The organism is Cellulophaga sp. F20128, from assembly GCF_023015805.1.
Taxonomy (GTDB): Bacteria; Bacteroidota; Bacteroidia; order Flavobacteriales; family Flavobacteriaceae; genus Cellulophaga.
This window is the reverse complement of sequence record NZ_JALKBA010000026.1, coordinates 15,885-29,582: the sequence shown is the minus strand read 5'-3', so window position 1 is coordinate 29,582 and position 13,698 is coordinate 15,885. Positions and strand designations below refer to the sequence as shown.

The 13,698-nt window shown below is 35.0% G+C and carries 15 protein-coding genes and 1 tRNA gene; 13 read left to right on the top strand and 3 right to left on the bottom strand.

Annotated elements, in window-relative coordinates; translation table 11 throughout:
* Positions 1 to 79: 79 nt before the first annotated feature.
* Positions 80 to 153 (bottom strand) — tRNA-Ala (locus MWU65_RS16535).
* A gap of 51 nt (positions 154 to 204) precedes the next feature.
* Positions 205 to 1,008, bottom strand: a complete 804-nt coding sequence (locus MWU65_RS16530) for a universal stress protein (protein ID WP_247079767.1) — start codon at positions 1,006 to 1,008, stop codon at positions 205 to 207.
* A 134-nt stretch (positions 1,009 to 1,142) separates the two neighbouring features.
* Between MWU65_RS16530 and MWU65_RS16525 the strand changes: the two genes are divergently transcribed.
* The 13 genes from MWU65_RS16525 to MWU65_RS16465 all read left to right on the top strand — a co-directional run bounded on the left by MWU65_RS16525 (position 1,143) and on the right by MWU65_RS16465 (position 12,468).
* Entirely contained in the window at positions 1,143 to 1,643 is a 501-nt protein-coding gene (locus MWU65_RS16525; RefSeq protein WP_247079765.1) for a GNAT family N-acetyltransferase, read from the top strand.
* A gap of 9 nt (positions 1,644 to 1,652) precedes the next feature.
* Complete coding sequence (locus tag MWU65_RS16520) at positions 1,653 to 2,987, top strand: MATE family efflux transporter (protein WP_247079763.1); 1,335 nt, start codon at positions 1,653 to 1,655, stop codon at positions 2,985 to 2,987.
* 47 nt (positions 2,988 to 3,034) lie between these two features.
* On the top strand, positions 3,035 to 3,802 hold the full coding sequence (locus MWU65_RS16515) for an enoyl-CoA hydratase/isomerase family protein (RefSeq protein ID WP_247079761.1): 768 nt from the start codon (positions 3,035 to 3,037) through the stop codon (positions 3,800 to 3,802).
* A 5-nt stretch (positions 3,803 to 3,807) separates the two neighbouring features.
* Positions 3,808 to 4,293, top strand: coding sequence for a DUF4199 domain-containing protein (locus MWU65_RS16510; protein WP_247079759.1), 486 nt, complete (start codon positions 3,808 to 3,810; stop codon positions 4,291 to 4,293).
* A gap of 314 nt (positions 4,294 to 4,607) precedes the next feature.
* Positions 4,608 to 4,895, top strand: a complete 288-nt coding sequence (locus MWU65_RS16505; protein WP_247079757.1) for a hypothetical protein — start codon at positions 4,608 to 4,610, stop codon at positions 4,893 to 4,895.
* Positions 4,896 to 4,994: 99 nt separating this feature from the next.
* Positions 4,995 to 6,587: a SulP family inorganic anion transporter gene (locus tag MWU65_RS16500; RefSeq protein WP_247079755.1), complete on the top strand. Its 1,593-nt coding sequence runs from the start codon at positions 4,995 to 4,997 to the stop codon at positions 6,585 to 6,587.
* A gap of 6 nt (positions 6,588 to 6,593) precedes the next feature.
* Entirely contained in the window at positions 6,594 to 7,415 is an 822-nt protein-coding gene (locus MWU65_RS16495) for a universal stress protein (RefSeq protein WP_247079753.1), read from the top strand.
* A 39-nt stretch (positions 7,416 to 7,454) separates the two neighbouring features.
* On the top strand, positions 7,455 to 8,084 hold the full coding sequence (locus MWU65_RS16490) for a carbonic anhydrase family protein (RefSeq protein ID WP_247079751.1): 630 nt from the start codon (positions 7,455 to 7,457) through the stop codon (positions 8,082 to 8,084).
* Between the two features lie 13 nt (positions 8,085 to 8,097).
* Entirely contained in the window at positions 8,098 to 8,766 is a 669-nt protein-coding gene (locus MWU65_RS16485; RefSeq protein ID WP_247079749.1) for a DUF2490 domain-containing protein, read from the top strand.
* A 266-nt stretch (positions 8,767 to 9,032) separates the two neighbouring features.
* Positions 9,033 to 10,241: a histidinol-phosphatase gene (locus tag MWU65_RS16480; RefSeq protein WP_247079747.1), complete on the top strand. Its 1,209-nt coding sequence runs from the start codon at positions 9,033 to 9,035 to the stop codon at positions 10,239 to 10,241.
* Positions 10,242 to 10,321: 80 nt separating this feature from the next.
* On the top strand, positions 10,322 to 11,083 hold the full coding sequence (locus MWU65_RS16475; protein ID WP_247079745.1) for an NYN domain-containing protein: 762 nt from the start codon (positions 10,322 to 10,324) through the stop codon (positions 11,081 to 11,083).
* 152 nt (positions 11,084 to 11,235) lie between these two features.
* Positions 11,236 to 11,685 carry a 6-carboxytetrahydropterin synthase gene (locus MWU65_RS16470; RefSeq protein WP_247079743.1) on the top strand — a complete coding sequence of 150 codons (450 nt, stop codon included), beginning with the start codon at positions 11,236 to 11,238 and terminating at the stop codon, positions 11,683 to 11,685.
* A gap of 21 nt (positions 11,686 to 11,706) precedes the next feature.
* Complete coding sequence (locus MWU65_RS16465) at positions 11,707 to 12,468, top strand: UDP-2,3-diacylglucosamine diphosphatase (protein WP_247079768.1); 762 nt, start codon at positions 11,707 to 11,709, stop codon at positions 12,466 to 12,468.
* Here the strand turns inward: MWU65_RS16465 and MWU65_RS16460 are convergent.
* Complete coding sequence (locus MWU65_RS16460) at positions 12,465 to 13,592, bottom strand: OmpA family protein (protein ID WP_247079741.1); 1,128 nt, start codon at positions 13,590 to 13,592, stop codon at positions 12,465 to 12,467. The two genes, MWU65_RS16465 and MWU65_RS16460, sit on opposite strands and share 4 nt — an antisense overlap.
* Between the last annotated feature and the right edge of the window lie 106 nt (positions 13,593 to 13,698).

The following is a 13,698-nucleotide window of genomic DNA, read 5'->3' as shown; positions in this document are numbered from 1 at the left end:
TTTTAAAACAGAAAAGCCACTCAAATAAATTTGGTGGCTTTCTTTCGTTTTAAATCGCAATAGCAATTGCGCTTGATCGTGGAGAATACCGGAGTCGAACCGGTGACCTCTTGCCTGCCAGGCAAGCGCTCTAGCCAGCTGAGCTAATCCCCCAAGTAATGGGTCCCAAAGAAACTATATTTTTTCTTCCTAGCAAAGCCTTATTTAATCTTTCTTTACACTTAGTACCAAGACCGGAATTGGCGCGTAGAATTCAGATTTTGCAATCGTATTTTTTTCCCATAATTTTTTAAAGAAACCTCTTTTTCTCCTAAAAACACAGAGTAAATCTGGATGTTTGGTCTTTAAATGTTCTAAAACACCAAGGTAGGTAGTTGGGTTGTCTGTCATGGTCATACTGGTACTAATATCCAATAAGGCCGTATTTACTCTTAAATCGTCATCAGAATACCCTGGGGTTTTTACCAAAAGTAACTGTATGGTACTATTGTACTTCTTCTTGATATCAATTAAAGGATTTAGAATTCTCTTTCTCTTTAAAATACCAGATTTAAAAGCAGTTAAAATCGTTTTTATAGGTTTGTATTCATACCCTTTAGGAACAATTAAAGTTGGGATATCTGTTCTTTTTATAATTTTTCCAGAAGTATCGCCCAAATAATTTTCTTCATTAATATCATTACTTCTTGTCGCAATAATAATTAAATCGATACCTAAATATTCAAGGTCTATTTTCTTTAACCCATCTATAAGATCTCCTTGGTAGGTGGCTATTTTTATGGCAACGCCTTTAGCATCTACTTTGTTAATAATGGCCAGTAGTTGTTCCCTGCTATTTTTTTCAATTTTATCTGTAGCACTGGCTAAACTGCCAGCTCTAGGGGAGACAACATTAAATACTTCCATAACATAGATCGTAGCAGAAAAATTACGGGCAAAATCTACTGCGTATTGTAATGTTTTAAAACTTTCTGGTGATGTTCCCACAGGAACCAAAATATTTTTCATCGGCTATTATTTAGGGTTTTACAACGCCACATATAATTTGGGGTTTCAATCCAACTTAGCGTCTTTTAATTGTTGTAACTAATTTTAAAAGTACTTTTATATACTATAAATTTACAATTTAATTTAAACCGCTTATGATTCGGCCTGCAAAAATATTAGAAATAAATGATATTCATTCAATTACGAAGGCTTGCGCTGCCTTTATGATTAAAAAAGGTGTTTTTCAATGGAATGAACTATACCCTAGTAAAGAAGCCTTTGTATATGATATTGTACGCAATGAGCTTTATGTGCTAGAAATAGCAGGAAGCGTTGTAGGAACTATTGTAATTTCTACCCATATGGATAGCGAGTATGAAGCAGTTGAGTGGTTAACACAGAGTGAAAATAATGCATACATTCATCGGTTGTCTGTACATCCAGAACACCAAGGAAAAGGGTATGCTCAAAAATTAATGACCTTTGCAGAAAATTACGCAAAGGAAAAAGGGTTTGTTTCCATTAGGTTAGATACATTTAGTCAGAATAAACGGAACCAGAGGTTTTATGAACTTCGGGGGTATAAAAAATTAGGTGATATTTTTTTCCCAAAACAAAGCGACCATCCATTTCATTGTTATGAACTTGTTTTATAAGCCATCCATTTGAAAACCATAGTAAATTTTAAAAACATTAATAAATTAGCCATTCCAGCAACTATTGCTGGTATTGCTGAACCCTTATTATCAATAACCGACACAGCAATTGTTGGTAATATTCCTGAATTTGGCTTAGAATCCTTGGCAGCAGCGGGTATTGTAGGTTCTTTTTTGTCTATGATGATTTGGATTTTAGGGCAAACTAGAAGTGCTATTTCTGCCATTATATCGCAATACTTAGGAGCCGGACGTATAACGGAGGTAAAGTCCTTACCAGCACAGGCCATTTTTTTCAATATCTTATTAAGCATTGTATTATTGCTATCTACCATTTTTGTCATCGAAGAAATATTTATGTTGCTAGAGGCAAAGGGTAAAATTTTAGAACTTTGTGTTGCTTACTATTCCATACGGGTATGGGGCTTTCCATTAACACTTTTTACTTTTGCAGTAATGGGCATTTTTAGAGGATTGCAAAACACCTATTGGCCCATGTTTATAGCATTGGTTGGGGCCGTATTAAACATTATTTTAGATTTTATTTTTGTTTATGGTATTGAAGGTGTGTTAGCGCCCATGTATTTAGAAGGTGCCGCCTGGGCAAGTTTAATTGCACAAGGTGTTATGGCCCTTATGGCTTTTGTTTTGTTGGTGGTAAAGACAGATATAAGCCTTAGTTTACGCTTTCCCTTTCACCCAGAATTGGGTAGGTTAGTGGTTATGAGTCTCAATCTATTTGTAAGAGCATTGGCATTAAATACCGCTTTAATTTTAGCAGTTAGAGAAGCAACTTCCTTAGGGGATCGGTATATAGGAGCACATACGATTGCCATAAATATTTGGCTGTTTTCAGCCTTTTTCATCGATGGATATGGAGCAGCAGGGAATATTATGGGTGGCAAGTTATTGGGTGAAAAAGAATACGATAATTTATGGAAATTAGCTAAAAAAATTATGCAGTACGGATTAATTGTCAGTGTAATTTTAATGGTTTTAGGCTTTGTTTTTTACTACCCTATGGGCAGGATGTTTTCCAATGAAGCTATTGTTTTAGAAACGTTTTATTCGGTCTTTTTTATACTGATCTTAGGCTTGCCTATGAATGCCGTTGCCTTTATTTTTGACGGCTTGTTTAAAGGCTTGGGAGAAATGAAGTATTTGCGAAACACCTTGTTAGTAGCTACTTTTCTAGGCTTTATCCCTACCTTGTATTTAAGCAAATATTTGGGCTGGGGTTTTTCTGGAATTTGGATCGCCTTTGGTGTTTGGATGCTCATACGTGGAGGAGCCTTGATCTTTAAATTCAGAGCAAAGTTTCGTCCACTACTACAAAAAACGTAATTTTGATACTATCATTTTGAAGAATAATTTTTAAAATTAGTAACCCTATGAGTACAATAAGACAAAACGGAAGTTTATATACGACGATTGAAAATAGAATTGCTACGGTAGAATTTGGACATCCGGCGAGTAACTCATTTGTAACAGAATTGTTAGATAGGTTGACTAAGGAATTAGAAAAACTTTCCAATGATACTACTGTTTCCCTCATCGTATTAAAATCAGAAGGGGATAAAGCATTTTGTGCAGGGGCTTCTTTTGATGAGTTAATGGAGGTAACTAACCTAGACCAAGGGCAACAATTTTTTAGTGGTTTTGCCAATGTCATTAATGCCATGCGCACATGTAAAAAGTTAATTGTTGGTCGTGTACAAGGAAAAGCAGTTGGTGGCGGTGTTGGCTTAATTGCCGCTTGCGATTATGCCTTTGCCACCGAAAATGCCGCTATCAAATTATCAGAATTAACTATAGGCATTGGGCCTTTTGTTATAGCTCCGGCCCTTGAACGTAAAATAGGTAAAAGTGGTCTGGCAGAGCTTTCTTTGGCTGCAACAGATTGGAAAAATGCTTTTTGGGGCAAAGAGAAAGGTTTGTATGCCAGAGTATTCAGTACTAGCAAGGAAATGAATATTGAGATCAATATTTTTACAGAGAAATTGGCATCCTATAATCCGGAGGCTTTAGAAGAAATGAAGCGGGTACTTTGGGAAGGAACAGAGCATTGGAATACCCTTTTAAAAGAAAGAGCTATTATCTCTGGAAAATTAGTATTGTCAGATTTTACAAGAAAAGCTTTATCAAAATATAGAAAATAAAAAGCATGAACAAGTATAAAACAGAAATTAAATGGGCTATTATATTCTCAGCTTGTACCTTGGCCTGGGTCTTTTTTGAAAAAATGATGGGCTGGCATGATGCGCTAATAGCCGAACATTATTTGTATACTAATATTTTTGGAATTGTAGCCATTGTCTTATACGTCAAGGCACTAAAAGATAAGAAGGAAAATGATTTGGGCGGACAAATGACATGGAAGCAAGGCTTTGTTAGTGGTATTGCCCTAAGTGTTTTTATTGCTGTATTAAGTCCGTTGGTTCAATTTAATGTCGCTACGTTTATCAGTCCAGATTTCTTTTCTAATGCTATAAACTATGCTGTTGAAAGTGGAAAAGATAGGGCAATGGCAGAAGCTTTTTTTAACCTTAAAAGTTATATGTTGCAATCGGCCTTTGGGGCTTTGTCTATGGGGGTTGTTACCGCCGCAATTGTTGCTCTGTTTCTAAAAAATAAAAAACACACCAATTAAAAAATAATAATATGAATGGAGATTTGGTTTTTCCAGTATTGGCACTTTTTGTAGTGGCGGTTTATGTGATTAATAAAATTAGAAAAAACAAAAAATTTAAAAGATAACAAACGTAGCAGCCTGAAATTTAAGCGAATAAATGCTAAAAAGACCTAGGCTAAATTTTGTTTTTATTGACAATAATGTTGTGTTTTTTGATATTATCAACTAATATGACACCGAAACACCAAAAAGCTTAACAATTTTTTAAGATAAGGGAAGCTGCACTGTAACAAGTTGAATGGTTATATTTGCAACTTTTAAAAGCTAGAATATTGTCTAAAAACATTATATCATTATTTTTCACTGTACTTTTTTTGGCGTTTCTAACGGCGCCAACAGTGATTACTTTGGTCAATGATTGTGCAGACGTTTCTTATTTTTTCTCGGTCTCTGAAGAAGAAAAAGGGGGAAATGTAAAGGTTTTTATCAATGTAGATTCTTTTTACCAGAGCGATATTGCTTTCTCTGAAAAAGGAAATGCACAAGGGTATTATTCTAAGAATTACCCCAAGCCACATTTAAATATTATTTCACCACCTCCCGATTTACACATTTTATAAGTAGGATTTTTTTTTGATTGTGCATTTTGTGCAATCTGTATCAATTTATTAACATTTCTTGAAATTAATGATTTCAAGAAATAAACTTTCTATTGTAAAATGTTTAAATATTTAAAAAACGACTTGCCTGCAAGTATCGTAGTATTTTTTGTTGCTTTACCCTTATGTTTAGGGATAGCGTTGGCCAGTGGTGCCCCACTTTTTTCGGGTTTAATTGCGGGTATTATTGGAGGAATTGTAGTAGGAGCCCTAAGTGGTTCTAAAATTGGAGTAAGTGGTCCTGCAGCCGGTTTAGCGGCCATTGTATTAACCGCTATTGGTGATTTAGGGGGTTATGAGAATTTTCTTGTAGCCGTAGTTTTAGGAGGGGTTATACAGTTGCTTTTTGGAGTATTAAAAGCCGGAATTATTGGATATTATTTTCCTTCATCTGTGATTAAAGGAATGTTAACCGGTATTGGAATTATCATTATACTAAAGCAAATTCCAAACTTTTTTGGGTATGATGAAGCCTCAGCTTGGGATCTTGAATTTTTTGAGATCGATGGAGGAAATACTTTTTCAGAATTGTTTGCAATGCTAAACAATATTCATCCAGGTGCGGCAATAATTGGGCTAGTGAGTTTATTGCTCTTGTTATTATGGGATAAGGTACTTACGAAAAAAGCTAAAATTTTTGAATTGGTTCAAGGGCCATTTGTAGTGGTTGTATTGGGTATTATTTTCTTTACAGTAACTCAGAGTATTCCTTGGTTGTCTATTGGTGCCAAACATATGGTTAGGGTGCCAATTCCAGAAGATGCCGCTTCATTTTTAAATCAATTTAGTTTTCCAGATTTTTCCGCTATCACCAATCATCAAGTGTGGATTGTGGCATTTACCATTGCCTTGGTCGCAAGTTTAGAGACCCTATTATGTGTTGAGGCTTCAGATAAAATAGATCCAGATAAAAATGTAACTCCTACTAATAGAGAATTATTAGCACAAGGAACCGGAAATATTATTTCTGGTCTAATTGGAGGTTTGCCTATTACCCAAGTTATTGTAAGAAGCTCTGCAAATATACAATCTGGAGGTAAGTCTAAATTAGCAACTATTTTACATGGTATTTTACTTTTGATATCGGTAATTCTTATTCCTCGCTTGCTTAATATGATTCCCTTGTCTGTATTGGCTTCCATTTTATTATTGGTAGGCTATAAGTTGGCAAAACCTACTTTGTTTAAAAACATGTACCAGATGGGCTGGAAACAATCCATTCCGTTCTTTACTACAGTTATCGGTATTGTTTTTACAGATCTATTGGTAGGTATTGGCTTGGGCCTTATGGTTGGTGTGGTTGTTATTTTGCTAAAAAGCTATCAAAACTCACACTTTCTTCATATTGAAGACAAAAGCAATGGCAAACACAAAATAAAAATGACCCTAGCAGAAGAGGTTACCTTTTTTAACAAAGGAGCCATTTTAAAAGAGTTAGAGAGTTTGCCAAGAGATACTTATTTAGAGCTAGATCTGATAAAAACGAGATACTTAGATAATGATATTATAGAAATTTTAGAAGATTTTCTATATAAAGCCGAAGAGCGAAACATTGATATTAAGCTGGTTTCTAAACGTGGCGTTGTTGAAAACCCATCTAGTTTCATCCAGTTTTTTAATGAAAAACCAAAATCAAATTTAAGCTTAAGCTAGAACACTATGACTAAGAAAAAATATAAAATAGCAGTGTTTTCAGATTTAAAAAAATCGGCAAGTAGCACCTTAAAGAGTGCCGTAAGTTTGGCACAAATGATTGATGGCGAGATAGAATTGTTCTACGTAAAAAAGCCTTCGGAAATTGTAGATAGAGACAATCAGTTATCTGCCATGCGTACCATAAATGCTCAGTATAGTGAAACTGAGCGCAGGATTTTTAAGATGGTAGATTCTATTGCCAAAGAGCACCATGTGAATATTAACTATCGCTTTTCTTTTGGTAATGTTAAGAATGAATTGGGTAAGTATATGAAGGTAGAACAACCAGACATTGTTGTTTTGGGCAAAAGGAAACCAAAACTATTGACCATTATGGGCGATTGTATAACAGATTTTGTCCTAAAAAATTACAAAGGAGTCGTTTTACTAGCTGCTAACAGTAATACCATTGAGCCCAATACGACCTTATCTATGGGGGTGCTTCTGGGCGATGAAGAGTCTTTGAATTTTACATTTGCAGAAGATTTAATGTTGCATACCCAGCAACCTTTAACATCGTTTAGAATCACTACAAAACTAAATCACCTCTTAGAAACCAAAGCGAAGGAGGCAGTTACTACTATAGATTATGTTTTTGATCAAGGAGACCAGGCCCTACAGAATATCTCTAATTACCTTGTAAAAAGCAATATTAACCTATTGTGTGTCAGAAGGGAAAGTGCTTCCCAAAGCACATCCAATTTAAATTCAGAAGTAAATAAGGTCGTGGATAAAATGAATGTATCCTTGCTATTAACAACCAATAGCAATTATAGCCTAAACTAAAAATAAACAAGAAAAATTGTAATTAATTAAATTAAAAATATGAAAGTACATACTAAAGAAACGCAGGCTACAATGACACCAAATAAGTCATTGACTTATTTAAAAGAAGGAAATGTTAGATTTCAAAACAATTTAAAAGCCAATAGAAATTTACTAGAACAGGTAAATGACACTAGCGATGGTCAATTTCCTTTTGCCACAATTTTAAGCTGTATAGATTCTAGGGTTTCGGCAGAATTGGTTTTTGATCAAGGTTTAGGAGATGTGTTTAGTGTTCGTATTGCAGGTAATTTTGTAAATGAGGATATCTTAGGAAGCATGGAATTTGGCTGTAAATTGGCTGGCACAAAATTGATAGTGGTTTTAGGGCATACGAGTTGTGGTGCTATTAAAGGGGCCTGTGATAATGCCGAGTTAGGGAACTTGACAAAAATGTTGGCCAAGATAAAACCGGCAGTAGAAGCCATTAAAGAACCGGCAGATATGAGTTTGAGAAACTCTAAAAACCTTGATTTTGTAGATAGTGTTGCTGCTAAAAATGTTCAACTAACCATTGATAGAATTGTAAAAGAAAGTGATGTGCTTGCAGAGATGAAAAACAATGGTGAAATTAAAATTGTCGGGGCTATGTATGATATCAATACAGGAGCTGTTGATTTTTTTGAATAAAAATTAAAACAAGATGAACATTAAAACAATTATGGTAGCATTAATCCTAGGGTTAATGCTACCTAATTTAGGGCATAGTCAAGAGTCTAATTTTGGCAATTGGTTAATTTATATTGGCAATAAAAAAATTGACCAAAAATGGAACTTACACCATGAGGTGCAATACAGAAATTACAATGCAATAGGAGATTTAGAACAGTTGCTGCTTAGAACAGGCTTGGGCCGTACTTTTAATGAGGGCAAAAACAACCTATTGTTGGGTTATGGCTATATTCTATCGGAAAATTATATAGAAAGTAGTGACGATAAAGTAGCGGTTAATGAGCATAGAATTTACCAACAATTTACTGCCAAGCAAAAGGTAGGTGTGGTTAAATTAAACCATCGCTACCGCTTTGAACAACGCTTTGTGGAAGCTGATTTTAAGATGAGGTTTCGGTATTTTATGGGAATATATATTCCCTTATACGGTAAAGAGGCTGCTAAAAATAAATATTACCTTTCAGGCTATAATGAAATATTCCTAAACACGAAATCTTCTATTTTTGATAGGAATAGGACGTATGGTGGTTTAGGATATCATATATCTACTAATATAAGAATAGAAGCTGGCTATATGAACCAATTTTTTGAAAATAGCAGCCGTGATCAATTCAACATTATTACGTATGTAAATTTCTAACGGGAGTTATAAAAACAGTTTTTAAACGGACAGTTTGGATCTCATAAAACATATTGTCTGTTTATATTACAGCATGGATTTAGGGATTAAAGTGCGCAATGCTATGAGGCTAACTGCCTTATGGTTTACGGTTTATCGGTAGTCCTAAAAGTCTTTTCTACCCTTAAGAAAGAAGCTTTACAGCAATAATACTTTGATTTGTTGGTGTTTAACCCGCTAAAAATTTATCTTTAGCAGTAATATTAATTTTTTCAAAGGTTATTAAAATGAAAAGCTACATTCAACTTCTTATACTTTGTATGGTCTTAGGACTTGGCCAAAGTTGTGCCGATAAAGCAACCAAAAAAGAAGAAACTAAGGCCACTTGGTACAAAGGAAATTTACATACCCACACCTATTGGAGTGATGGCGATGAATTTCCAGAGGTGGTTTTAGATTGGTACAAAGCCAAGGATTATGATTTTGTTGCATTAACAGATCACAATACCATAGCCGAAGGTGAAAAATGGAAAATTATTGCTAATGATTCCATCTATCAAAACGCGTTTAAAAACTATTTGGAAACCTATGGTGAAGATTGGGTGGAATACAAAATAGATTCAGGAAGAACACATGTTAAGCTAAAAACCTATCAAGAATACCGCGATTATACCGAAGAGAAAGGGGCGTTTTTAGTCATAAGATCTGAAGAAATTACCGATAAGTATGAAGGCAAACACATGCACATGAATGCTACAAACATACAAAGTAAAATTAGCCCTCAAGGCGGTAATAGTATGGCAGAAGTGATGCAAAACAATATAGATGCTGTATTGCAGCAGCGCCAGGAAACAGGAGTACCCATTATGCCCCATATTAATCATCCCAACTTTCATTACAGCATTACCTTAGACGATATGATTTCTTTGCGGGGCGAACGTTTTTTTGAAGTTTATAACGGCCATCCATCCGTTCATAATATGGGCGATTCTACTCACATTTCTACGGAGAAAATGTGGGATATGATTAACATTTCCTATATAGAAGCAGGCAAACCACTAATGTACGGTTTGGCTACAGATGATTCTCATCAATACCACAGAAAGGGTAATAAATGGAGTAATGCCGGTCGTGGTTGGGTTATGGTCCAGGCAGATACGCTTTCGGCCAAATCATTAATTTTAAGTATGGAAGCAGGAAATTTTTATGCGACAACAGGTGTCACCTTAAAAAAAGTTGAAATAGAAAATAAGGAACTTGCCGTTGCCGTGGAAGCGGAAGAAGGAGTATCCTATAGTATCTCTTTTATAGGTTGTAAAAAAGGAGAAACCGAGCCTATGGAGTTTAAAAAAGTAGCGGGTATTCAAGGTAGTTTTACAATTACTAACGATATTCTATTTGTACGAAGTAAAATAACGTCTTCCAAATTACAAGACAACCCCATAGAAAATATTTTGTATGAATCGGCTTGGACCCAGCCAATAGTTATAAAATAAAACGAATACAATTTGTAACAAATAGCGATACCTATATCTTTGTCTATCTTTAAAAAACGAATACCTCAAAGCTTATTATTATGAATTCAAATTTAGCAGTACTCATAGACGGAGACAACATACCTTCGGCCCATGTAAAGGAGATGATGGAAGAAATTGCCAAGTATGGCAACCCAACCATTAAAAGAATTTATGGCGATTGGACTAACCCAAGCTTAGCGAAGTGGAAAAAACTCTTGCTAGAAAATGCAATTACACCCATTCAGCAATATGCATATACTACGGGCAAAAATGCCACGGATTCCGCAATGATCATAGACGCCATGGATATATTGTATTCAGAAAAGGTAAATGGTTTTTGTTTGGTTTCTAGCGATAGTGATTTTACCAAATTAGCCACTAGACTAAGAGAAGCAGGGATGCAAGTTATTGGTATTGGAGAAAAAAAGACTCCCACGCCCTTTATTGTAGCCTGTGATAAATTTATCTATATAGAAATACTTAGATCACAAACCGAGAATAAAGAAGATGTAAGTCAGAAAGCTAATTCCAAAGAAGGTATTTACCCCATTACAGCAAAGGTTATTAAATTAATAGCAAGCACTATTTCTGATTTGTCTGACGATGATGGATGGGCTTTTCTGGGTGATGTCGGTAGCTTATTACAAAAAAGACAAACCAACTTTGATTCAAGAAATTACGGCTTTGATAAATTAACTCCATTAATTAAATCGATAGACGATTTTGAGCTAGAGCAACGAGAGAATTCTAAAAGTAGAAACAAATTAATTTTTGTAAAGAACAAAGAGAAGCAAAAAACAAAGGGTAAAAAAAATGGGTAAGCACTACTTTTGGAATACCAAAATAGGCTACAAATTCGGTTTTTAGGCAGGACAATGCGAAGCGCTATTAAGGTTGTGTAAACGTAATTTAGCTGTAGTTACGGAAAACATAAGCAGTAAAATGAATACCTTTGCAGTGCAAATAAGTAAGTATGAGCAAGATTAGAATAACAAAACAGTTTAGTTTTGAAACAGGCCACGCACTCTATGGTTATGACGGAAAATGTAGAAATGTGCACGGGCATAGTTATAAATTGTCTGTTACGGTAATTGGTTCCCCAATTACAGATACTAGCCATGTAAAATTGGGGATGGTTATAGATTTTAGTGATCTTAAAAAAATAGTTAAGGAAGAGATTGTTGATCAATTTGACCACGCTACTGTTTTTAATAAAAACACCCCGCATGTAGAATTAGCCAAGGAACTCACAGAAAGAGGCCATAATGTTATTTTAGCAGAATACCAGCCTACAAGTGAAAATATGGTTATCGATTTTGCGGCTAAAATAAAAGCAAGAATACCCAAAAGCATAACACTTCATTCGCTAAAATTGCAAGAAACAGATTCTTCTTTTGCAGAATGGTACGCCATAGATAATTAATACATTAAAGGCTTGAAGAAAATTACAGTTCCAAATGGCAAAAACGTATACTTTGCAAGTGACAATCACTTGGGGGCACCAACCATGGCAGAAAGTAAGCCAAGGGAAAAAAAGTTTGTAGCTTGGTTGGATGAAATAAAAGAAGATGCCGCCGCTATTTTTTTGTTAGGGGATTTGTTCGATTTTTGGTTTGAGTATAAAACAGTAGTACCTAAAGGTTTTACTAGAACACTCGGAAAATTAGCAGAACTTACCGATGCTGGGATTCCTATTTATTATTTTGTTGGTAACCATGATTTGTGGATGGACGGTTATTTTGAAGAGGAATTAAATATTCCGGTTTTTCATGAACCACAACAGTTTATGTTTAATAATACCACTTTTTTTATTGGTCACGGAGACGGTTTAGGGCCTTTTGACAAAGGCTATAAAAGAATGAAAAAAGTGTTTACAAACCCTGTTTCTAAATGGTTTTATAGATGGTTGCATCCAGACTTGGGTGTTGCTTTGGCGCAATACTTTTCTGTAAAAAATAAGGCGATTTCTGGTGATGAGGATGTGCAATTTTTAGGAGAGGACAAGGAATGGCTGGTGCAGTATGCCAAACGAAAATTAGAGACAAAACACTTTGATTATTTTGTTTTTGGACACCGTCACTTGCCTATGACGATTCCTTTAAATGACATATCTACCTATATAAACCTTGGGGATTGGATTGGCTATTACACCTATGGTATTTTTGATGGAAAGCAACTGCGATTAGAGAAATTGGGAAAAGATTAATCTTCTATTAGTTTAAATTCTACTCTTCTATTTTTTGTTCTACCGTTTTCTGTTGTGTTATTGGCTATTGGTTTTGTACTTCCATATCCAAACCACTTGATCCTATTTTTATCCTGTATTTTTAGTGCTAAATAGTCGGTAACAGCCTTAGCTCGCGCCTTAGAAAGTTCTAAATTATGCGCTTTAGTCCCTACGGCATCCGTATGCCCATAAATTTCTATCCTTAGCTTGTTGTTTTGTAAAAGGAACTCAGATAAGGCATTTAATTCTATCTGCGATTCTGCCAATAAAACAGCCTTGTCAAATTCAAACAATACATTTCTAAAGGAATAAACTTTATTCTGCTCTAAAGTAGGAACTGCTCTTACTTCTTTCGGAAGGCTTTCTTCCGCATTGATTTTTAAGTTGCTATCTTTTAATTCAACACTAACATCGTCAACATAATAATAAGAGAATTGCTTTTGCTTAGTGTCCGTAGTAAGCCTTAATTTTTTTGTTCGGGTATTTGAAACAAAACTACCAATGATAAAATGGGTCTCGTACCCTTTGGCCGTAAATGGAATATAAACTTGCATCCAAATCTGTTTGCTTTTATAAAAGATGGGTTCCGGTTGATCGTAGAAATTGTATAAAATTCCATTGATTTTAGAGACTGATTTTGGCGTAACCAAAGTATGATTTCGGTTTGAGGTAAAATCTTTATAACCTAGTTTACTGTTGGTAAAAAGCACGCTAAAGTCTTTGATAGCCAAGGTGGCATAATCTGCCAAACTCACATAAAAGGTGAGTACATATTTTTTGTCTTTTACTAATTTTTCAGAAAGAGTTCCTCCAATGTATTCCCTATAGTCATTTTTTGAAAACACATAGAGACCGGCGTAACCTTTACCGCTTCTTGCGGTTTGTTTGCCATTGTGGTTTTGAAAACCAACGGTTCTGCTACAGGCGTTCATATAATCTGTAGTGCCTAGTAAAACCGTCCAATGGTCTACATTTTTATCAAACCTACTGATGTCATCTGGACAATAACGATAGTTTTCAAAGCTTGCGTTTTTCACTAAATTTTGTGCACTAATACAAGTGAAAGATAAAAGAATAATAAGCCTTAGAAGTAGTGCTTTCATTAGTTTAGACGTATAAGACCCGAGCGCAATGTTACCTAGAGCGTAGGTTTCTATTCACCTCAATGCATATATCAACGTTAAAATAGGGTTTTTTATTTTAATCGCG